The 21900-nt window shown below is 65.0% G+C and carries 20 protein-coding genes; 16 read left to right on the top strand and 4 right to left on the bottom strand.

Annotated elements, in window-relative coordinates; genetic code table 11:
* From VN934_11620 to VN934_11610, 3 genes are read right to left on the bottom strand one after another with little or no spacing between them, the layout of a single operon-like run.
* The gene (locus VN934_11620) at positions 1-1503 is read right to left on the bottom strand and encodes a glycosyltransferase family 39 protein (GenBank protein ID HXM19440.1); all 1503 of its coding nucleotides are present in this window, start codon (positions 1501-1503) and stop codon (positions 1-3) included.
* Positions 1500-1943 (bottom strand): GtrA family protein, encoded by a 444-nt coding sequence (locus tag VN934_11615; GenBank protein HXM19439.1) that lies wholly within the window; start codon positions 1941-1943, stop codon positions 1500-1502. Before VN934_11615 ends, VN934_11620 begins: the two co-directional genes overlap by 4 nt.
* Positions 1940-3547 (bottom strand): mannosyltransferase family protein, encoded by a 1608-nt coding sequence (locus tag VN934_11610; GenBank protein HXM19438.1) that lies wholly within the window; start codon positions 3545-3547, stop codon positions 1940-1942. Before VN934_11610 ends, VN934_11615 begins: the two co-directional genes overlap by 4 nt.
* Positions 3548-3559: 12 nt before the next feature.
* Between VN934_11610 and VN934_11605 the strand changes: the two genes are divergently transcribed.
* The 4 genes from VN934_11605 to VN934_11590 are packed head-to-tail and all read left to right on the top strand — an operon-like array spanning position 3560 to position 6638.
* Positions 3560-4390: a CBM20 domain-containing protein gene (locus VN934_11605; protein ID HXM19437.1), complete on the top strand. Its 831-nt coding sequence runs from the start codon at positions 3560-3562 to the stop codon at positions 4388-4390.
* A gap of 16 nt (positions 4391-4406) precedes the next feature.
* Positions 4407-5363, top strand: a complete 957-nt coding sequence (gene glpX / locus VN934_11600) for a class II fructose-bisphosphatase (GenBank protein HXM19436.1) — start codon at positions 4407-4409, stop codon at positions 5361-5363.
* 7 nt (positions 5364-5370) lie between these two features.
* Positions 5371-5880 (top strand): YqeG family HAD IIIA-type phosphatase, encoded by a 510-nt coding sequence (locus tag VN934_11595; protein ID HXM19435.1) that lies wholly within the window; start codon positions 5371-5373, stop codon positions 5878-5880.
* A complete protein-coding gene (locus tag VN934_11590; GenBank protein HXM19434.1) occupies positions 5877-6638 on the top strand; it encodes a shikimate dehydrogenase in 762 nt (253 codons plus the stop codon). Before VN934_11595 ends, VN934_11590 begins: the two co-directional genes overlap by 4 nt.
* A gap of 10 nt (positions 6639-6648) precedes the next feature.
* Here the strand turns inward: VN934_11590 and VN934_11585 are convergent, their stop codons facing one another.
* Entirely contained in the window at positions 6649-7596 is a 948-nt protein-coding gene (locus VN934_11585) for a glycosyltransferase (GenBank protein ID HXM19433.1), read from the bottom strand.
* 105 nt (positions 7597-7701) lie between these two features.
* Between VN934_11585 and rfbF the strand changes: the two genes are divergently transcribed.
* The 12 genes from rfbF to VN934_11525 all read left to right on the top strand — a co-directional run bounded on the left by rfbF (position 7702) and on the right by VN934_11525 (position 21830).
* On the top strand, positions 7702-8472 hold the full coding sequence (rfbF, locus tag VN934_11580) for a glucose-1-phosphate cytidylyltransferase (GenBank protein ID HXM19432.1): 771 nt from the start codon (positions 7702-7704) through the stop codon (positions 8470-8472).
* Entirely contained in the window at positions 8454-9539 is a 1086-nt protein-coding gene (gene rfbG, locus VN934_11575) for a CDP-glucose 4,6-dehydratase (protein ID HXM19431.1), read from the top strand. Before rfbF ends, rfbG begins: the two co-directional genes overlap by 19 nt.
* Positions 9536-10801 (top strand): class I SAM-dependent methyltransferase, encoded by a 1266-nt coding sequence (locus VN934_11570; protein HXM19430.1) that lies wholly within the window; start codon positions 9536-9538, stop codon positions 10799-10801. The genes rfbG and VN934_11570 overlap by 4 nt, the downstream gene beginning before the upstream one ends.
* Complete coding sequence (locus tag VN934_11565) at positions 10798-11565, top strand: formyltransferase family protein (GenBank protein ID HXM19429.1); 768 nt, start codon at positions 10798-10800, stop codon at positions 11563-11565. The genes VN934_11570 and VN934_11565 overlap by 4 nt, the downstream gene beginning before the upstream one ends.
* On the top strand, positions 11552-12280 hold the full coding sequence (locus tag VN934_11560; protein ID HXM19428.1) for a cephalosporin hydroxylase family protein: 729 nt from the start codon (positions 11552-11554) through the stop codon (positions 12278-12280). The genes VN934_11565 and VN934_11560 overlap by 14 nt, the downstream gene beginning before the upstream one ends.
* Before the next feature lie 6 nt (positions 12281-12286).
* Positions 12287-13411, top strand: coding sequence for a DegT/DnrJ/EryC1/StrS aminotransferase family protein (locus VN934_11555; protein HXM19427.1), 1125 nt, complete (start codon positions 12287-12289; stop codon positions 13409-13411).
* Positions 13408-14478, top strand: coding sequence for a glycosyltransferase family 2 protein (locus VN934_11550; GenBank protein HXM19426.1), 1071 nt, complete (start codon positions 13408-13410; stop codon positions 14476-14478). The genes VN934_11555 and VN934_11550 overlap by 4 nt, the downstream gene beginning before the upstream one ends.
* On the top strand, positions 14475-15905 hold the full coding sequence (locus VN934_11545) for a hypothetical protein (protein ID HXM19425.1): 1431 nt from the start codon (positions 14475-14477) through the stop codon (positions 15903-15905). Before VN934_11550 ends, VN934_11545 begins: the two co-directional genes overlap by 4 nt.
* Entirely contained in the window at positions 15906-17828 is a 1923-nt protein-coding gene (locus tag VN934_11540; GenBank protein ID HXM19424.1) for a hypothetical protein, read from the top strand.
* Positions 17828-19291, top strand: coding sequence for a glycosyltransferase 87 family protein (locus VN934_11535; GenBank protein ID HXM19423.1), 1464 nt, complete (start codon positions 17828-17830; stop codon positions 19289-19291). Before VN934_11540 ends, VN934_11535 begins: the two co-directional genes overlap by 1 nt.
* Positions 19292-19385: 94 nt before the next feature.
* On the top strand, positions 19386-20474 hold the full coding sequence (locus VN934_11530) for a type IV pilus twitching motility protein PilT (protein HXM19422.1): 1089 nt from the start codon (positions 19386-19388) through the stop codon (positions 20472-20474).
* A 129-nt stretch (positions 20475-20603) separates the two neighbouring features.
* Positions 20604-21830, top strand: a complete 1227-nt coding sequence (locus VN934_11525; protein HXM19421.1) for a type II secretion system F family protein — start codon at positions 20604-20606, stop codon at positions 21828-21830.
* Positions 21831-21900 lie beyond the last annotated feature (70 nt).

Here is a 21900-nt window from a genome sequence, read left to right as displayed (position 1 = left end):
TCAGAGCGGGCTGGCGGTTGCGAGGTCGAAGACCTCCCAGTTCGACTGCACGCGTACGCGCGCGAAGCGCTGCATGTAGCGATAAAGCTGCTTGTTCGCGTGAAAGCGGTTGACCTCAATGGCCACAAAGTAGCGCGCGCCTTTGGCGATCGCGCTCTGCATGTCGAAGACCGTCCAGTCGAGCGGGTCCTCCTCCCAGCCCTTGCGCCCGATGAGATACAGCACCGAAGGGTCCTTGTGACCCATGACGATCAGCGTGTCAGGAAGAAGCGTCGCCTTGAGTTCCGCGGCCGCGCGATAGACCGGCCGGCTCCACGTATAATAAGGATGGATCTCCAGCATGTTCACGTAGACGGCCACAAACGTCGCGACCGCCAAAGCAGCGCACGCGACGGCCCGCAAGCGTTGCGGCTCTAAGCGCTCCCACACCGCGTCGACGCCCAGCGCCGCGACCAGCGCCGCCAGCGGCAGCCACGGCAGCAGGTAGTAGTCCACCCGCTCGACGTTGACGACCACGAACGCATACAAGCACAGCACCGCGCCCCACGACCCGAAGAGCCATGCGCGCGCTCGCGCACCGTCATCGCGCGGCTGCAGCAGCGCGCCGATGAGGGCCAACGTCAAAAGCAGCGGGCCGAGCACCGTCTCCGCGAGCATGCGCAAGAGCGCGAACGTACCTTGCAGACCCGAGATGAAGGCGCCGAGCGAAGACAACTCGGCCCACAACGTCGGTAAGACATGCTTTTGTGTGATGCCCGTGAACCAGTGCCATTCCGCGATGGCGTGCACGTGCGCGAAGTAAAGGAAGAACGGCGTCAGCGTCAGGGCCGCGAACGCGTACAGCGACCAGTCGGCAAACGCCCGCCACCGCAAGCGCGCCAGCGACATCGCCAACAGCGGTACGAGGACCAGCAGCGCCGGCGGCTTGGCCAGCCATGCGAGCGCGCCGAAACCCGTGGCCCAGAAGAAGTCGGGCAGGCGGCGCGTTTTGCACCAGCGCCACCAAAAGAACAGCGTGCCGGTCGAGAAGAAGATCATGAGGCTGTCCGGCGTCAGCGTGCGTCCGTAATAGACGGCTCCTGGAGCGATCGCGTAGAGCAGCGCGGCGATCAGACCGGCCCGCGGCGAGCGCAGTTCGCCCGCGAAGAAGAAGAGCAGCACAATGGTCGCGACGCTGAACGCGACCACGATGAGGCGGATGAAGGTCTCGTGGATGCCGAACACCCGATACAATTGGGCCGCTGCGAACGGCGCCAGCTGCAGCTCGAGCTCGACGTAATGGGGCGGCGGGCCGTTGTAGTCGGTCTGCGGGTAGAAGATGTTGTTTTGGAGCAGCGCGAAGTTCCGAGCGATCGCCGCTCCGTCGCCCTGGCGCCATCCGGGATGGTCCAGGATCGGAGCGTGGATGCTATACAGACGCAGGCAAAGGCCCAGCAGCACGATCGCAAGGAGCCCAAAGAGCCAAACGCGGTTCCCGGCGCTCGCGGGTGCTGCCTCGCTCACGGTTCTTCGGGCGCCGGCGGCTCGTGCGTGTGCCGAAACGTCCAATACTTGTTGATGAAGAAATTCCAGCCCATGCCGACGATCGTCGCGAACAGCCACGCCACCGAGTTCCGGAACGGGGTGGCCTGAGGCAGCCGCCCGAGCGCGAGCCACAGCACCACTTCCGAGATGACCAGCGCCACCGCCGACACGGTGATGAACTGGGCCAATTCCCGGCCCGCATGCCCCTTGGAACGGAACGTCCAGTTGCGGTTCCACCAATAGTTGTTCACGCCGCCAAGGATGAAACCGACCGCGTACGCGATGCGCGTGTCAAACGCGAAATGCAGCAAGGCGTGGTAGGTGACGAAGTTGACCAGCGTTCCGGAGAGCCCGACGATGCCGAACTTCACGAACTGCCTGACACCGCGCCGGGCTACGAGGCGCTGCGCGACGCTCACGCGAGCCAGTACCAATCGGCGAAGAAGACCGTGAACAGTCCGAGCAGCGGCAAGAACAGGGCGAGGATGGCCGAGTTGACGAGCGGCCGCCGGCCCCACAACGCGAGGACCATGAACGCGGGAAACACGACCAGGTCGAAGCGGGGGAAGCTCATCAGGCTGGCGGTCGACATCGGGATAAGCATCGCCGCTGCGAAGTACAGCCAGTAGGATGGCCGCAAGATCCTGATCGCGACGACGAGCAGCGCTAAGAAGGCGACGGTGAAACTAAGCTCAATCACGTGGTTGGCGATCGCCGCAGACGAGAGCGAGTGGGCGATCTCCTTGAACGTGTTGCCGATGCTCACCCATGGCGCGGCGAGGTGCCGGTTCCAATTCGCCTGCACCTTGAGGAAGTAAAGCGGGTCGCCGACCAGGGCGTAGAGATACAGCATGTACGCGAGCAATCCCGAAGGCACGAGCGCGAGGCCGATGACGCCGCGCGCCAGCACCGTGCCGCGGCGTTCGCGGAATGCGCGCCAGATCTCGTAGGCCAGCGGCAGCAAGAGCAGCACGCCGTACGGGCGCGTCATCGAAGCAAGCGCGCCGCACACCCCCGCGGTGATGAAGTTCCCGTGCCGGGCGTAGTAGACGCTCGCGACGGTCAGCGCGAGGAAGAGCGACTCGGTGTACGCGGCTGAGAAAAAGATCGCCGTCGGAAAGACCGCGATGTAGAAGACGGCATGGAATGCGGTCGACTCTTCCCCGAACTCGAGCTTCATCAGCGCGTACAGATACGCGAGCGCGACCAAAAAAGCCAAGTTGGAGATGATGAGCGCGGCGATGAGGTGATCGCCGATGAGAGCGCCTAGCCCATGGATCAGCAGCGGGTAGAGCGGGAAGAAGGCGAAGTCGCTGCCGTGATAGCCTTGCGTCGCGATCGCGAGGTAGTGTTGCGCGTCCCATCGGCCCCAAACGTCCAACAGCAAGCCGCGGCCGGGCGTCCAGTGCTGGCCCGCGCGCTGACCGATGACGATCGCGGCAAGCGACGAGATCAAGATCAGCGGTATGCGCGTGGCCAGGAAAACACCGACCACCATGCGCACGGAGCGCACGAAGTACGCCAGCACGCCGACTTTCACCGCTGCCCAGGCCAGCGCCACGAGCGTGAGGAGCAGCGACGCTGAGCCAACCGACATCGGCAATTGGATGACGTAGAGCAACAGCGCCAGCACCGGCACGTAGGCGTACGCGTCGGCGCGCAGCAGCGACTCGTACGGGATCCCCGCCCAGCGCGAGACGTAATACGAATACGCGATCCATAAGCCCAGCGCGCCGGCCACTCCGGCGACCAGCAACACGAGCAGCAGCGCATTGGAGATGAGCAGGCTGTGCGCGCCGTGCGTCGCGAGCACGTACCATACGAAGAGCCCGGTGATCGCACCGCCTACAGCGGCGAGAGCCGCGCCGAAGCGCGCGCCTGCGGGCAGCGGCATGGGACCCGTCGTCGTGACGGCCGGGGCGTCGAAAACTTTTTCTGCGGCGGCGTAATCCACGAGGTGCGTCAAATTCGCCGTCACGAGCGGCGCGCCATGCCATCCCAGGGATTCGCGACGACATGCCAAATTTGGCGGGACATGCTGCGGTTCGTCGTTTTGGTCCTCACCACCATCAGTCTGCTCGGGGCGAGCGCCGCGCCGACTGTGCTGCTTGGGGCATTCGCAGGCATCGAAACCGACGTCGCGGGCGCGAGCGTGTCGCTGCTGCAGTCCGACGGATCGTCTCGATCCTTGCGCGTGGCAGCCGACGTCAGCGTGCGCGAGCGCGCGATCGGCGGTCAGTGGCGCGCGATCGGCTTATTGGATCTCAAGGAAGGCGAACCGATCGCGGCGACCGTCGGGCCCGGCGGCGCGGTGAACGCGATCGATGCGGAGTTTACGCCGGTGGCAACACGCTTCGTCCTGGTCAAGAACGACTACGGCGTCGGCACGAACGGCTCGGTGTACAAACTTATCGGAGCAGCAGCCCGCGCCGGCGCCAAACTCACAAGCGGGACATACGTCTATTTGAGAACCGACCCGCAGACCAAGGCGGCATTTGATCTGGTCGCGTCCAGCGTGCCGCTCACGGAAACGGGCGAGCGCGCGCGCAGCGTCGCCGTCACGCTCGTCGCGCGCGTGCCGGTCAACACGCCGCCGAACGACATCGTGTACATCGCGACCAACGCGCAGAGCTGGACTCCGAACGCGCTGCGCATGTCGCCGCTCCCCGGGAACAAGTGGACCTTGACCATGACGTTGCTCGGAGGCACGCAACTCGAGTACAAGTACACGCGCGGCTCGTGGCCGAGCGACGAGCGTGACGCCGCCGGTTCAGAGATCACGAATCGCACGCTCGTGGTGGGCAACGACCAGGATGTGCAGACGATCGACGATAGCATCGTGCGCTGGGCCGATCTGCCAAGTTGACACGGGGGAAATGCTGATGGATACGCTTGATTTCGTCAAGGTGACGGAAGCCGCTGCGTTGGCAGCGTCGCGCTGGATGGGGCGCGGCGAGCGCGACGCCGCCGATGAGGCGGCGGTCGAGAAGATGCGCGAGGTCCTCAACGAGATGGACATCAAAGGCACGATCGTCATCGGCGAAGGTGAGCGCGATGAAGCTCCCATGCTCTTCATCGGTGAGATGGTCGGCCGCGGCGGCGTCGAGGTGGACATCGCGGTGGATCCCGTCGAGGGCACGAATCTCGTCGCGAACGGCCTGCCGAATTCGATCGCCGTGCTGGCGGTGACGGCCAAGGGCGGCCTGCTCAACGCCCCCGACACCTACATGGCGAAACTTGCGGTCGGACCCAAAGCTGCGCCGTACGTGCACATCGATGCGAGTGTCACCGAGAACTTGCAGGTCGTCGCTCATGCGCTTGAGCGTCCGATCGACGACGTCACAGTCGTCATCCTCGACCGTCCGCGCCATAAAGAGCTGATCGAAGAAGTACGCCGGGCCGGCGCGAAGATCAAGTTGATCTCCGACGGGGACGTTGACGCGGCCATCGCCACCGCGATCGATGGAACCGGCATCCACGTGGCGCTCGGCACCGGGGGCGCGCCGGAAGGCGTCCTCGCGGCTGCGGCGTTGCGCTGCCTCGGCGGCGGATTCATGGGCCGTTTAAAGCCGCGCAACGAGGACGAGGTCAAACGAGCCAAGGCGATGGGCTTCGACAACGTCGACAAAGTGCTCAACATGGACGATCTCGTGAAGACGGACGATGTGACGTTCGTGGCGAGCGGTATCACCGACGGCGACTTGGTCAAGGGCGTGCGCTTTTTCGGCAACGGCGCGCGCACGCATTCGATCGTCATGAACGGCGAGGCGCGGACGGTTCGTTTCATCGAAACGGTGCATCGTCTGCGCGCGGAGCCGTTCCGGATGCGCGCCCGCTAATGACGCCGTGATCAAACTTCTCACGCCGGATGCGATGGTGGAACGCGTGGAGGATATCTCCCGCGACCTGCTCACCGGCTGGGGCGCGCGCGGCATCGCGCTCGACCTCGACAACACGATCGTGCCCTGGCACACGGCTGATGTGCGGCCCGCGATCGCGGCGTGGGTCGCGACGCTGGTGCGAAGCGGGCTGCGCGTCTGCCTGCTCACCAACAACTACGCTCAGCACGCGCGCGACGTGGCCGCAGCGCTCAACGTGCCCATCGTGGCAGGCGCGCTGAAGCCCGCACCCTTCGCCTTTCGCAGAGCGCTCGAGGCAATGGGCACCGAGGCGGCTAGGAGCGTCGTCGTCGGCGATCAGCTCTTCACTGACGTGCTCGGCGGCAAGCTCGTCGGGATGCGAGCGGTGCTGGTGCAGCCGATCGGAGCGCGCGAGTTCCCGACCACCAAGATCTTGCGCTGGCTCGAGCGGCCGCTCATCTCGCGTCTGCGCAAGGCGGGCGCAGCTTCGCATTGAGCGCCGGCGGCGCGTGCTACGCGGTCATCGGCGACCCCGTCTCGCATTCGCTTTCGCCCGCCATGCAATCCGCGGCCTTCGCCGCCGCGGGCATCAGCGCCACCTACGAAGCGGTGCGCGTGACCCGCGAGGACGTGGCCGCATTTGTCTCCCGCGCGCGCGCCGGCGAGTTCGCCGGCTTCAACGTCACGACGCCGCTCAAAGAAGCGATGCTCGAGCATCTCGACGAATCTGACGACAGCGTGCGCGAGGCGCGCGCGGTCAACACCGTCAAAGTCGAATCCAGCCGCCTCATCGGGCACAACACTGACGGAGCCGGCTTCGTGCGCGCGCTGCGGGAGTTGTGGTCGTTCGAACCGCGCGATGCGGCGATATTGATCTTGGGGGTTGGGCCCGCGGCGCGAGCCATCTCGCAGGCACTCAATAAAGCAGGCGCAACGGGCGTCTGGTCCTGGTCGCGTCACTCGGGTCTGCTCGTGGGTTCGCGGCGTGAGGGAGCGATGGATCTGATGGTGCAGGCCACGCCGCCGCTCGCCTTCATCCCCCCCGCCATCCTCGCGCTTGTGGGACCCAAGACCAAGATCTTTGACCTCAACTACGGCACGCCGTATTCCTCGATAGCGCCGAACTTGGGCGGCGAGCGCAGCGACGGTCTACCGCTGCTGCTGCATCAAGGCGTGTTGTCGTTCGAATGCTGGACGGGCAGGCCCGCGCCGCTCGAGGCGATGCGCGCAGCGCTCGGCTGCGACCGGGGCTAAAGCCCCGGCACTACATGCGAACTTGGCTTGGAACGCTGCGTTCGGTGGAAGACGGTTCTTCGACGAGGACTTTGGTCGAGGCATGCGGCGTCCATAGACGGCGCTCCGGTCTATTCAAGCCGCGAGACGCGAACGCACCAGCCACGCGACAGTACGCTTCCAGCAGCGCGGCGCCGACGAACCAATCGAGCCGCGGGTGGTCGTCGCGCAGCACGCGCCACGCCGCTCGCGCGACGTTGGAGATCGTGTTGGTGGAAACCGGGAAGCGGCAATCGCGCTGCATCTGCAAGTTGTACGCATACCAGCGGGTCCGTTGCGCGACGAACTCGCGCACCGTGCCCGGGCCGCGATTGTACACGATCGCCTCGGGCGCATAGGCCGCTTCATAGCCGATCGCGCGGATGCCGTACTCGATCTGCACCTCGTCCGCCAGACGGTTGGGATCGAGCCCGCGGAAGACGTTGCGAAACGCGATCACCTCGCCCATTTTGGGACTCGCCAACGACACTTGATGGTGCAGCTTCCACATCAGATTGACCACGAAGCCGATGAAGTGATCGGCGCGATTGAGCGGAACGGGGTGCGAGCCCACGATGCCGACGCGCTCGTCGACCAAGGGGTCGGTGATCTTCTGGACCGCCTGGGGGGAGTACACGAGATCGGCTGCGGAGATCAGCAGAATCGGTTCGCTTGCGTGGCGGAAGAACTCGTTGACCGCCAGCACTTTGCCGCCGCGCTCGGCCTCGGCGGCGAGCTCCACGCGGGAATCGCGCGCGGCATACGCGCGCACGATCTCGCACGTCCGGTCAGTGCAGCCGCTCGCCACCACGACGATGCGGGAAATGCGCTCGTCCGCGGTTTGGCGCAGCAGACTGTCGAGGAGGTGACCGATGTTGGCCTCCTCGTTGTATGCCATGACCCCAATGGCGACGGAGCCGGCATCCAATGGGGAGGGCAACGCGCCGCGTTCCATCATTCTATCTTAAGCATCGGCATTTGGAACAGCGCCGCAAGCGACCGGGTCAGGGAGGAAAGCGCCCTTTTGGCCGATACATGAAGGAGAATGAAAGCGGTCATCCTGGCGGGTGGTTTAGGGACCCGTATCAGCGAGGAGACGCACCTGCGTCCCAAGCCCATGGTGGAGATCGGCGGCATGCCGGTGTTATGGCACGTCATGAAGACCTATTCCGCCCACGGCATCAACGATTTCGTGATCTGCTGCGGCTACAAGGGCTACGTCATCAAGGAATATTTCGCCAACTATGGCCTGCACATGTCGGACGTCACGTTCGACATGCGTGCAAGCTCCGTCGCGGTCCACGCAAGCTCCGCGGAGCCGTGGTCGGTGACGGTGGTGGACACCGGCGAGCAGACCGGAACGGGCGGCCGCCTTAAACGCGTGCGGCGCTACTTGGGAGACGAAGATTTCTGTTTGACCTACGGCGACGGGGTCAGCGACGTCGACATCGGCGCGCTCATCGCGTTTCATCGCGCACAGAAGACGCTGGCGACGGTGACGGCGGCGCAGCCCCCCGGACGATTCGGCGTGCTCGCGGTGAGCGGCAACAAGATCACAGCTTTTGATGAAAAGCCGCAGGGTGACGGCGGCTGGATCAACGGCGGCTACTTCGTGCTCAAACCCGGCGTCATGGACTACATCCAAGGCGATGACACGGTTTGGGAGCGCGAACCGCTCGAGCGGCTGGCACGCGAAGGTCAGCTCTCCGCGTTCGTGCACCGAGGCTTCTGGCAGCCTTTGGACACGCTGCGCGACAAGAACTTGCTCAACGATTTGTGGGCGCGCGGGGCGGCGCCGTGGAAGGTCTGGAAGTGAATCCTGGTTGGTGGCGCGGACGGCGGGTATTCGTCACCGGCCACACTGGTTTCAAAGGAGCGTGGTTGTCGCTGTGGCTGCAGCGCCTCGGCGCAGACGTCACCGGCTATTCGCTCGCGCCTCCATCGCAGCCTAACCTGTTCGAGACTGCAGACGTAGCGCGGGGCATGCGCTCGATCAGCGGCGATGTCCGCGACGCGAGCCGAGTCGCCGCGGCGCTGAGCGATGCCCGCTCGAGCGTGGTCTTTCATCTGGCGGCGCAGTCGCTCGTGAGGACCTCTTACCTCGAGCCGCTCGCGACGTACGAGACGAACGTGATCGGCACGGGCAATGTGCTGCAGGCCATTGCGGGCGATGCCGGCGTGCGCGCGGCTGTCATGGTGACGAGCGACAAGTGTTACGCGCCTGCGCCCGATGCTCGACGGCATCGTGAAGACGATGCGTTGGGAGGCAACAGCCCATACGCGGCGAGCAAGGCGGCAGCGGAACTCGTGACGTCGGGATATCGCGGTGTGCTGGCAGCCGCCGCATCCGTTGCGGTGGTGGCCACGGCGCGCGCCGGCAACGTCATCGGCGGGGGCGACTGGGCGCGCGATCGCTTGGTGCCGGATGTCATCAGCGCATTCATCGCCCGCAAGCCCGCGCGCGTGCGAAATCCGAAAGCCGTGCGCCCGTGGCAGCACGTCCTCGACCCGCTGGAGGGCTACTTGACGCTCGCCGAGCGCTTGTGCGAAGAGGGAGCGCCATTCGCCGAGGCGTGGAACTTCGGTCCGGCAGAAGATCACGAACGGCCGGTGGGCGCGCTCGCCGACTTTCTGGCCGAACGTTGGGGTGACGGCGCGAGTTGGCAGCATAGCGATGATGGCGGAACGGGCCTGCGGGAAGAGCCGGAGTTGCGCCTGGACTCTTCAAAGGCGGCGCAGCGGCTGGGTTGGCGCGCGCACATCCCTTTGGAGCCGGCGTTGGGCTCGGTCGTCGAGTGGCACAAATCTCAACGCGCCGGCGCGAACCCGCGGGATCTGGTCGAAGCCGACATCGAGCGACTGCGCGTCGCCGCGGTGCCATGACGGGGCCGGAGGCGTCCGCGACGGCTCTCCGGTGCAGGTTTTGCGGCGCGGCGCTTGACGAAGCCGTGCTCGATCTCGGACTGTCGCCGCTTTCCAATGCGCTCGTGGACGGGAGCCGGCTCGACCGTGCCGACGAGCTTTACCCCTTGCGCGCCTACGTCTGCTCGAAGTGCTGGCTCATGCAAGTGCCGGAGGTGGTGAGCCGCGAGCAGATATTCTCCGAGTATGCGTACTTCTCGTCGTATTCGACCAGCTGGCTCGAGCATGTGCGGCGCTATGCGGATCAGATGACCGCGCAGCTGGCTCTCGGGCCTGCAGATCTGGTGGTGGAGGTGGCCAGCAACGACGGGCACTTGCTGCGCTGTTTCCAAAAGCGCGGCGTGCGCGTGCTCGGCGTCGAGCCGGCGAAGAACGTCGCGGCAGAAGCGGTAGCGAGCGGCATCCCGACGCTTCCGGAATTCTTCGGCACTGCGCTAGCGGGTGCGATGAGAACGGCCGGCACGAACGCCGACCTGATCGTCTGCAACAACGTCTTGGCTCACGTCCCCGACGTCAACGACTTCGTCGCCGGACTCGCCACGCTCCTCAAGCCCGCCGGCACGATCACGCTCGAATTCCCGCACCTGCTGCGCATGCTGGAAGGCGGGGAATTCGACACCATCTACCACGAGCACTATTCCTATTTCTCGCTCATGACCGCGTCGCGCATCTTCGCCGCTCACGGATTGACGGTGAGCGACGTCGACGAATTGCCGACGCACGGCGGATCGCTGCGCGTGCACGTGCAGCATGCCGCGGCCGCGAAGCCGTCCGCGCGCGTCGCGTCACTGCTGGCGCACGAGCGCGCAGCAGGCTTGGGATCCCTAGCGGTCTACAAAGCGTTTGGCGCGCGGACGAGAGACGTGCGCGGCAGGATTCTAGCGTTCGTCGAAGGACTCGTGGGAACGGGCATGCGGCTCGCAGGCTACGGAGCGCCGGCGAAAGCGACGACGATCCTCAACTATTGCGGAATCGGCACGGATATCATCGAATACACCGTCGATCGAAGTCCCCATAAACAGGGGCGCTTCATCCCAGGCGTGCGCGTGCCCGTGTTCGCCCCGGAAGAGATCTTTGAACGAAAGCCCGACGTCGTGGTCGTGTTTCCGTGGAACATCCTCGCGGAGATCACCGCGCAAATGCGCGGCATAGCGAGATGGAACGGGCGCTTTGCCACGCTCATCCCGGAACCGCAGCTTCTCGCAGAAAGCGCGCTGACGTGAACTTCGCTTTGCTGGCGGCTAGAAAGGTCGGCCTCGAGGTCGCGGCGTTTCTTGGGCGATCCGGCGAACGGCCGGCATGCCTGCTCCTGGACGCCGCCGATGAGGATGGCTTGAACGGCAAGATCAGCGAGGCGCTGGGAATGCCTGCGAAGGACACGCATGTCATCGGCAAAGGCGACAACGATCGCTTGGCTGCGATACTTTCGGGCTACCAGCTCGAGCTCGGGATATGCGCGTGGTGGCCCCATCTGCTGTCCAAGAAAACGATCGCAGCCGCGCGCCTGGGATTCTTGAATCTCCACCCGAGCCTGCTGCCGTACAATCGCGGGAAGAATCCGAATTTCTGGTCCATCGTCGAGGAGACGCCGGCGGGCGTGACCATCCATTGGCTCGATGACGGAGTGGATTCAGGCGCGATCGCGTTCCAGTCCGGACTCGAAACCACGTGGGAAGACACCGGCCGCAGCCTTTACGACAAAGCGCAAAAAGCGATCGTCGACCTCTTCGTCAAGCACTGGCCGCAGATCCGCGCCGGCACGGTGCCGCGAGCCGCTCAAGACGACGACCGCGCGACCGCGCATCGCGCGTCTGAGATGGACGCGATCTCGCGCATCGAGCTGGGGCGATCGTACCATGCGCGCGACTTGCTGAACCTGATGCGCGCGCGGACGTTTCCACCGTACCCGGCCGTGCGTTTTGAGGACGGCGGCCGGGAATTCGAAATCCGAGTCGAGATCAAGGAGCGGCCTCGTGAGCAGCGCTGAGCCGCGCGATCCAGAGGTCATCGCGCGCATGGCCTCGGATGAAGAGCTGCGGCGCTTGACGCGACGCTTCTTCGATCTGCTCAATGCGCATCGCTACTCGTATAACTTCTCCTGGTTGGGCCGGCCGGTCATCCAGTATCCGCAGGACATCGTCGCGTTGCAGGAGATCGTCTGGCAGGTGAAGCCGCGCTTGATCGTCGAGACGGGCGTCGCGCACGGCGGGCTGACGGTGTTCTTCGCCTCTATGCTCGAACTGCTGGGCGGCGACGGCATGGTCGCCGGCGTCGACATCGAGATCCGGCCTCATAATCGGGCCGCTATCGAAGCGCATCCGCTTGCCAAACGCATCGCGCTCATCGAAGGATCGTCCACCGATCCCGCCGTCGCGGCGCAGGTCGCAGAGCGCGCCCGGGGCAAAGCGCCGGTGATGGTCGTGCTGGATTCGAACCACACGCATGCTCACGTGTCCGAGGAGCTGCGGCTCTACGCTCCGCTCGTCACCAAAGGCAGCTACCTCGTCGTGATGGACACCGTGGTGGAATGGATGGATGAGAGCGCGCTTGGCGACCGGCCGTGGGGCCGGGGGAACAGCCCGATGACGGCCACGCAGGCGTTTCTCGCGGCCGACGACCGCTTCGAAGCCGATGCTCGAATAGATGAGAGACTGCTGATCACGGTCGCTCCCGGCGGCTACTTGCGTCGAGTGAAGGACTAAAGCGCCATCGAAACGATTCCCGTCTTCGCGCCGCACATCGGAGCCGACACCAAAGAGCACATCAACGCCGCGCTCGATGTCGGTTGGCTCGGCATGGGGGCGACGACCAAGGAGTTCGAGGACCGGATCGCCGCGTATCTGGGCCTGAACGGACGTTACGCCGTGGTCACCAACACCGGCACGTCTGCGCTGCACTTGGCGCTGCTCGCAGCCGGGGTGGGCCCCGGGGACGAAGTCATAACGCCGTCGTTCAACTACGTCTCAGATCATCAAGCGGTGCGCTTGACGGGCGCCGACGTGGTCATGTGCGACATTCGGGACGACGATCTGGGGATCGACTGCGAATCTGCGGGCGAACTCGTCGGCAAGCGCACGAAAGCCATCATACCTTTGCATTTCGCGGGGATCCCGTGCGACCAGACCGGAGTGTTCCGGCTGGCCGAGCAGCATGGTCTGCGCGTCATCGAAGATGCATGCCACGCCTTCGGCACGGCGATCGAAGGCAAGAAGATCGGCAGCTACGGGGACCTGGCCGCGTTCAGTTTCGATCCGGTCAAGGTCATCACGTCCATCGACGGCGGCTGCGTCGTGCTGGGGGATGAGGACGAACGGGACCGTCTGCAGCGGCGCCGCCTGCTGGGCGTGGACCGCGACACGACCGAACGTTACAAGAATCGCCGGGCCTGGGATTACGACGTAGTCAGCGACGGGTACCGCTATCACCTCACCAACATCATGGCGAGCGTCGGCGTCTCGCAGATCAAGCGCGTCGATGAATTCATCCATAGCCGGCAAGCCGTTTGCCGTGCTTACAACCAGGCCTTTGGAGCCCTCGCGGGCGTGCGGGTGCCGCCAAGCGATTTCACCGACGTCTCGCCCTTCATTTATAGCCTGCGCGTGCTCGGCGGCAAGCGCGAGGCGCTGATCGCCCATCTGAGGGAGCGCGCCATCGACGTGGGCATCCACTTCGTGCCCGTGCACCGGCACGCGTATTTCGCGGACGCCAAGCGCGCTGAGCTCCCCGTGACCGAAAAGGTCGTGACGGAGGTCCTCACGCTTCCGCTGCATTCGAACATGAAGCCGGAGTTCGCGGACCGGGTCATCGACGGCGTCGTCAGCTTCTTCGCATGATGGCGACCATCACCACCGTCATCCCGACGTATCGCCGGCCGGCGCTGCTGCGTCGCGCGATATGCAGCGTTTTGGAGCAGACCTACCGTCACATCATCGTCCGCGTCTTCGATAACGCGTCGGGCGACGAAACCGAGGCGGTCGTCGCGCGCATCGCCGCCGCCGACCCGCGGGTGATCTACCATCGCCATCCGGCGAATATCGGCGCGTTCGAGAATTTCCTTTTCGGCATGCGGGCCGTCGACACGCCGCTGTTCTCGTTCTTGTCGGACGACGACGTGCTCTTCCCGAACTTCTATGAGACCGCGGTCGCCGCGCTGGAGTCGCAACCCGACGCGCTGCTCTTCGCGGGCTCTACGCTCGAGTTCGCCGAAGACGGCGCGCTGCTGTACGTGCCGTTGGCATACTGGCCTCGGGAGGGCACCTTTGAACCTCCCGAAGGCGCGCTGCGCATGCTCGGCAACCGCCACCCGACGTGGACCGGTATCGTATTCCGGCGCGAGGCCATCGATCGGGTCGGGGTGCTGGATCGGGAAGTGGGTCCGGCTTCGGACCTCGACTACGCTATGCGCGTCGCGGCGCGCTTCCCCATGCTGGTCTCATTCGCTCCGTGCGCCGCCTACGTCAGTCATCCCGGTTCGAACTCCGTCAACGAAACGGTCGCGGTCGTGCCCGGCTATGAGAAGATGATCCGGACTCTGGCCGGCGACGAGCGGATCGATGCGGCCGCGCGCGCCGAACTGCGCCGGCGCCTTTTGGCGCAGGTGCGCGGCAAGCTCTTGGAGATCAGCGTCAAGTCGCTGGTGCGCGGCGACGCTGAAGGCTCTCGCGCCGCGGCTCTCATGCTGCGCGACCGCTACCACGCGCGGGTGTCGGGAAGCGCATTGCTCGCGCTGCGCGCCGCGTGCGTCGCTCTGCCGCCGTTGCATCGAGCGCTCATATGGGCGGAGGGAGTGCGCCTGCGCAGGCGCGCGCGCGCCTCGCGCGAGCGGCTGCAGGCGCAGCAGCGCAATGGCGCCGCGGATCTCGAAGCTTACTCCCGCTATCTCGAGACGCCGGCGAATTGACGACCGCGCCGACACGCGCCGCCAAGCCTGTGCCCACGTTGTGGACCGTCGCGATCTTTGCCGCGGCCGCAGCGGGCGCTGCAGCGATGCTGTCCGCCGAAGCCGTCGTCCGCGGCTATAGCGGCGCGCAGGATTGCACGGCGGGTCTCGCGCTGCCGATCCCCGTGATCAACTGTGCCGCGCAGGGTTGGTGGATGGTCGCCGCGCTGTGGACGATGGCGCTGCTGCTCGGCTTGTGTGGCTGGCGCCTGACGCGCGCTCTCGCCGATTCGCCTGAGTCGCGGCGCAGGTTCTTCGGGATCCAAACAGCGCTGCTCGTGGCTTTGACGTTCCTTCCGCTCACGCTATCGGCCGACATATACTATTACGCGGCATACGCGCGCATCTTCGGCGTGCATGGCATCAACCCGTACGTCTTGAGCACGCCGCTGTCGTTGGCGTCGGACCCCGCGCTCAAGCTTTCCCTCGCCGCGCTCAGCAACCCGCCGTATGCGGATCCATACGGCCCGCTTTGGACGCTGCTCGCAGGTCTGATCGGACGGCTCGAATCGGGAGCGACGCTGTGGTTGCAGTTGTGGACGCAGCGCATCCTCGCCGTGGGCGCCGCATTGGCCGCTACCGGCGGCCTGTGGCATATCCTGCGGCGTCTGAGCTGGCGCGAACGGTGTTCGCGCGTCGGCGCGTTCGCGTTCAATCCACTCGTGGTTTATGAAGCGGCAGTCGGCGCGCATAACGACGTCATCATGGTCGCCCTCGGCATCTGGGCGTTTGCGCTGGTCGAGGAGATGCCGCTGTACGCCGGGCTGCTGCTCGGTGCATCGATTTCCATAAAGTATGCCTCCCTGGTGGCGCTGCCGTTTTTCTTCCTCAAGGCGCGCCATTCGGGTTGGCTGCGCGCAGGTCTCGCGTCGCTGCTCGCGCTCGCCGTGCCCCTCGTATGCTTCGTGCCGTTTTGGAGCGCCGCTCATGTGCAGAGCGCGGCGCCGGGTGGTGGTCCGCCTGCGCTTGCGATGTCGCCCATGTGGACGGTCGAATATCGCTACTACGCGGCGGGCCTGGTCGAGTTCGTCAACCCGATCCGCAACGGTTTCTTGATCGTGTTCGCGATCATCGCGCTGGTCTCGATCTGGGAGTATGTGCAACGCGGCCGCGCCGGCGCTCTGTGGCGCACGATCGCGGCGCTCATCTGGACGCAGCCCGCGATCCACCCGTGGTACGTGCTGTGGCTTTCACCGGCGATGGCAGGCGGCGGCGCGTGGGCGACTTACGCCTGGTGGTTCGCCGCGCTTGTATTCTTGCGCTACCCGCTCGAGACGGTGGCACAGAACCGTTTCCCGCTGCCCCTGCAGGTGGCGTTCACCTGCGCGTTCTTGCTCGGGCCGGTGCTGATCGCGCGGCTGCGCCGGGCTGCCTCGGAGCCCGCCTAGATGCATTGGCTGGACGCGGGAGATTTTGGGATCAGGTTCGCGTGCGGCGTCGTCGCCGCAGCGTGGTTGTGGGCGCTCGCCGCCGACCTTGGTTCGTGGACGATCGCCAAGCTGCTTCCCGATGTCGAGGGCGGCCACGCGCGCTTCGTCGGGGCGGCTTTGGGTTACGCCCTCATCGGTTCGGCGGTCGCGTTGCTCGGACTGGCCCACCTCGCGAGCAGCCTGGCTGCGATCGCGCTGCTGGTGATACTCACGCTCGCGCGCGCTCCCGCGCATATAAGGATGATGGCTCAGACGCCCGGCCTGTTCGCGGCGCTCGGCGCGAGCTGGCGCGACGGAACGGCGCTCGACAAGTGCGCGTACGCGATCGTCGGCGCGGCCATTACGACTGCGGCTGTCGCCGCCGCGCTGCCCGCGGTGTGGTGGGATCCGATCGCCTATCACTTGCCGCTGGTGGCGCGCGCGCTCGAGCGGGGAACCTTCGGCTTCGACCAGCAGATGGTGCAAAGCGCCTTCCCGCAACTTTCGGAAGCGGCGGCGCTGCCTGCATACGCCATCGCGGGAAGCGCCGGAGCAGCTTTCGCGACGTTGGGCGCCGGAATCACGCTGGTGATGCTGTGCGGCGTTATCGCGCAACGCCTCGCGCCGGGCTCCGGCCCGATCGCCGCAGCGCTGCTCGCCGCCAGTCCGCTGTGGCTGTGGCTTGCGCCGACGTTTTACATCGACGTGCCGTTCGCGCTGTTTCTGGTCGCCGCCCTGGCCGTGCCGCTGTTCGCCGGCGACAAGAGCGACGACAAAAACGACGACAGAAATGTAGCGTTCCGAGCGAAGTCCGGATTTTCTCTCGGCGTGCTTTGCGGCGCGCTCGCGGGAGCAGCGGCGGCGTCGAAGTATCCGGGTTTGCCGGCTGGCGCGATCGCAGCGGGTTTCGCCGTCGCATTAGCGCCCGCGCAGTGGCGCGCGCGCCTCGGCGGTTTCGGGATCGGATTCGCGCTGATGGCGGCCGGCTGGTACGCGCGCACGTGGGCGCTTGCCGGAGATCCGCTGTACCCCCTCTTCGTCGCCAATTTCGGCGCTTCGCCTGAGCTGCAAGCCTTCGGGCAGCGCTATCTGGAGATGACGCGTCACTGGTGCGGCGGCGGCACGTCGTTGCGCGATGCCTTCCTGCTGCCCTGGCGTCTTGTCGCGGATCCGCGCTCGTTTTGCGGCGATCCAGGCTACGCGCTTCGTCTGGGCGGCATCTTGGCGATCGCCGCGGTCGCGCTGCTGCGGCGCACGCGCTCGCTCGCGCTCGTAGGCATGGCGCTGACCGCCGTGTGGTTCGTCACGACGCAACAGTGGCGCTTTCTGCTTCCGGCCTTGAGCCTGATGTCGATCATCGCCGCAGCCGGCGCAGTGGACGCGGCGCCCCGGCTGCGCAACGTCGCTTGCGCCGTGCTGCTCGGCTTGTGCGTCTTCGGCGTGGCCTCGAATTGGTTCGCTGCGCTCGAGAACGAGGCTTCGAACAGCCTGGCGCCGGCGTTCGCGTACCTCGCACACGCCGAGACCGGTGCACAGTACCTGCGGGCACGCTTGGAGACGTACGGCGCGGCCGAATGGCTTGGCGCGAAGGCGCCGGGAGCGAAGATCGTCGCGCTCGACGATGTGCGCGATTACTACTTCGGGTCGAATACTGTTTGGGCGAATCCGTTTTATCAAGCGCGCTGGGACGTGGATTGGCAAGCGCCCGCCAAGCGCCGCTATCAAGACTTTATGGACGCAGGCTTCACGTACATGGTGGTCAACGCTCACCCGGCGTACGTGCGACGCACGCCCACCGGAATCGACTGGGGTGTGCTGGCGGCCGACGAACGCGCGGGTGTGCTCCGGCGGATGTTCAGCGCTGATTCCGTCACCGTGTATGCTTTGGAAGAGAAACGTTGATGCGCCTGTGGATCTGGATCGCGGCGATGATCGCCATCGCGCTCGCGGGCGGCTGGGCCGAGCAGCGGCTCGCAGTGGCGAGTGAGTTCTTCCGCGACCCTTCGCATAGCTACGACGTGGCGTATGCCTTCACGCTGCCGATCCACCTCGTGCAATCGGCCTACCCCGGCTGGCCGGTGCTCGCAGCGCTTTGGGGCATGCTCGCCTGTCTGGCGCTTGCCGGTTGGCAATTGGCGCGTGCGCTCGGCGTGGCAGGCCGTCCGGCTCTCGTGGTCGCTTCCTTTATAGCGGTGGCGGCGGTCCTCACTTCCTTTTCAACGGTGCATTCCGGCGATCTCTACTACTACGTCATGTACGGGCGGCTGTATGGCCTGCACGGACTGAATCCGTACGCGCTTGGGGCGGCGCCGGTCGCCGCCGGCGACCAGGTCATCGCGCAAATCGCGGGCTACACGAAAAATCCGCCGTACGGTGACCCGTATGGGCCGCTGTGGACGCTGATGGCGGGCGGGATCGCACGACTTGAAGCAGGCGCGAGCCTGTGGTGGCAAGCCTGGTCGTACCGGGCGCTCGCGGTCGCCGCGGCTGCACTCGTGTTGGCGGCCTTGCTGTACGTCTTGCGTCGCGAGCCGCCTCAGGAACGCTGCCGCAGAGCTGCGCTCTTCGCGTTCCATCCGCTGGTCTTGTACGAAACGGCGGTCGGCGGCCACAACGAGATCCTCATGCTGGCGCCGGCGGCCTGGGCATTCGCGCTCGTCGACGAGCTGCCGCTGCTCGCCGGCGTGCTCCTGGGCGCGTCGGTGGCGATCAAGTACGTCTCCGTTCTCGCCCTGCCGTTTCTGATCGCCATCGCCTGGCGCAAGTCTGCGGTCGCGGGTGTGTTGTGCGGGCTCTTCGCGATCGCCATCCCGTCCTTGTGCTTCAGACCGTTCTGGCTGGGCGACAGCACGCTGCATGCCGCGTCCGGCAACATCAACGTGCTCGCGATGTCGCCGAGCTGGCTGCTGTCTTGGCCGTTCTTCGCGGCCGGCACCGCGGGCTTGCCGGTATTCGGCGGCGTGCCGGCCTTGCCGCTGGTCGGCGTGCTCACGTGGCCGCGCTTGATCCAGCTCCTGCTCGTGTTCGGCTTTCTCTGCGTCGCGGCTTGGTCCGCGATCCGCTTCGTCAAGGATCAGTCGTTCGCGCACCTATGGCGAACTGTGACCGGCTTCATATGGGCTTCGCCGATCGTCCATCCTTGGTATCTGTTGTGGCTGGCGCCGGCAGTGTCGGCGACCGGTCGCTGGGCGGTGTATGCCTGGTGGTTCGCAGCGCTCATCCCGCTGCGGTACATCCTCGAGGGGCTGGCAATCCAGTCGACGTGGGCGCTCGTTTCTTTGACGGGGGTCATATTCGCCGTCCCGGTGTTCATAGCGATGAGGACCGGGGCTAAAGCCTCAGGCCTACAAGAACGGGCGCAATAGCCGATAGAAGAAGAAGAGGCAGGGCTTGCCTTGGCAACTTATGCCGTGGCGACGTACCCTTGACAGTTGAGCGGGAAAGAGCGAGATATCTAGCGTGGCAGCAAATGTAAGCGACCTCCTCGGACTGCGCATGGACGAGTTGATGCGCGTGACCATCGAGCGCGGCGCATCGGACCTTCACATGAGCGTCGGGCTACCGCCGATCTTGCGCATTGACGGCCGCTTGACCCCGACCGAATTCCCGAAACTCACGCCGGACGACACCAAGCGGCTCGTCTACAGCATCTTGACCGATCCGCAAAAGGAACGCTTCGAGAAGGCCAACGAGCTCGACTTCTCGCACGGCCTCAAAGGCTTTGGCCGTTTCCGTATCAACACGTTCAAGCAGCGCGGCGTCATCGGCGCGGTGTTCCGCGCGATCCCGTCACAAGTGCCCGCGCTGACCACCCTCAACTTGCCGGCGGTGATGGCAGACCTGGTCTCCCGCCCGCACGGTCTCGTACTGGTCACCGGGCCCACGGGCTCGGGCAAGTCGACCGCGCTCGCCTCCATGATCGACGTCATCAACTCGAGCATGGCGCGCCACATCATGACGATGGAGGACCCGATCGAGTACCTCCACTTCCACAAGATGTCGATCGTCAACCAGCGCGAAGTCGGACAGGACACGGCCACGTTTCCCACCGCGCTGCGCGCCGCGCTGCGCGAAGACCCGGACGTCGTGCTGGTCGGCGAAATGCGCGACATGGAGACGATCTCCACCACGCTGACCATCGCGGAAACCGGTCACTTGGTGTTCGCCACCTTGCACACATCTGACGCGGCGCAGACCATCGACCGCATCATCGACGTCTTCCCGGCGCACCAGCAGCAGCAGATCCGCGTACAAGTCGCCTCGGTGATCGAGGCGGTCGTGTGCCTGCGGCTGTTGCCGCATGCGTCGGGCGTCGGCCGCGTGCCTGCGGCCGAGGTGATGGTGGCCACGCCCGCCATCCGCAACCTGATCCGCGAGAACAAGGTTCACCAGATCAACAACGCGATCGTCACCAGCCGCGGCATGCACATGCAGACGTTCGACATGTCGCTGCGCGATCTCGTACGCAAACACATGGTCACGGCAGAAGAAGCTTTTGCCGCGTCGATGCACCCCGAAGAGCTGCGCAAGCTCATCGAGGGCGTCTAGTTGTAGTGCCGGGGCTTTAGCCCCGGAAAAGAGGGGGTCGGAACGCAATGCAATCACTCGCATGGCTGCTCGTACTGCTCATCATCATCTTGGTTGGACAAAACGCAAAACTTTGAGGTAGCATAAGTAATGCCAAGTTTCGCCTATCAGGCCAAAGACGCCAGCGGCAAGTCGGTCAACGGGGTCATCGAAGCGGAGAACGAGCGCATGCTGCGCGCGAAGCTCCGCGAGATGAACTATTACGTCACCGGCATCGCGCAGAAATCCGGCGGCGTCCTGCAAAGCGACGTCGGTGCCATCTTCGGAAAACTGCGCGGCGTCAACGAGCAAGCCTTGGTCGTCTTCGCGCGTCAGTTCGCGACGATGATCAACGCGGGCCTCGCGATGGTCCGGTGTCTTGACGTCTTGAGCGTGCAGACCGAGGACAGTCAACTCAAACCGGTCATCACCTCAGTGCGCCGAGAGGTCGAGGGCGGCTCGACCTTGGCGAACGCGCTGGCGAAATTCCCGAAAGTCTTCAGCCAGCTGTTCACGAACATGGTGCGAGCTGGTGAACTCGGCGGTATTCTCGACGACGTGCTCAACCGGCTGGCCACCTTCCTCGAAAAAGACTTCAACCTGAAGAAGAAGGTCAAGTCGGCGATGACCTACCCGGCCGTCATCTTGGTGATGGCGAGCCTCATCGTGCTGTTCCTCGTCATCTTCATCTTGCCGACCTTCGTGCAGCTCTTCGAAGGCATGCAGATGAAGCTGCCTGTGCCGACCAAGATCCTCATCGTTTTCACCAACGGCGCGCGCAATCCGTATGTCTTCATCCCGGCGATCGTGATCATGATCGTCTTGTACTTCGTGTTCAACCGCTACGTGTCCACGCAGAAGGGCAAGCGCCAATACGACGCTTTCAAGCTCAAGCTGCCCGTGTTCGGTCAACTGATCCGCAAGGTCGCGATCTCGCGCTTCTGCCGCACGTTGGGCGCGCTGCTGCAGTCAGGCGTGCCGATCATGCAGGCGCTCGAGATCGTCGGCAAGGCTTCGGGCAACGAAGTGGTGGCTGAGACGGTCAATAAAGTGCGCGAGTCCGTGCGCGAAGGCGAATCGATCGCCGTGCCGCTGCAATTGTCGGGCATGTTCCCGCCGCTCGTCACCCAGATGGTGTCGGTCGGCGAGGAGACCGGTAACCTCGACGGCATGTTGACCAAGATCGCCGATTTCTACGATACCGAGGTCGAGTACATGTTGGCGTCGCTGACGTCGCTGCTGGAGCCCATGTTGATCGTGGTGATGGGCTTCATCGTCGGCTTCATCGTCATCTCAGTCTTCCTGCCGCTGTACCAGATCATCGGCAACATCAAGTAACAATGGCTGTGCAGGCCCTGCAGCCACAGGGCGTCGACCCGGAATTCGAAGCGTACGCCAAGACGCGTAC

Origin of the sequence: Candidatus Tumulicola sp. (assembly GCA_035601835.1) — a bacterium.
Classification (GTDB): domain Bacteria; phylum Vulcanimicrobiota; class Vulcanimicrobiia; order Eremiobacterales; family Eremiobacteraceae; genus DATNNM01.
Note: the sequence above shows the minus strand (reverse complement) of the source record. Positions and strands in the feature narration are given on the sequence as shown.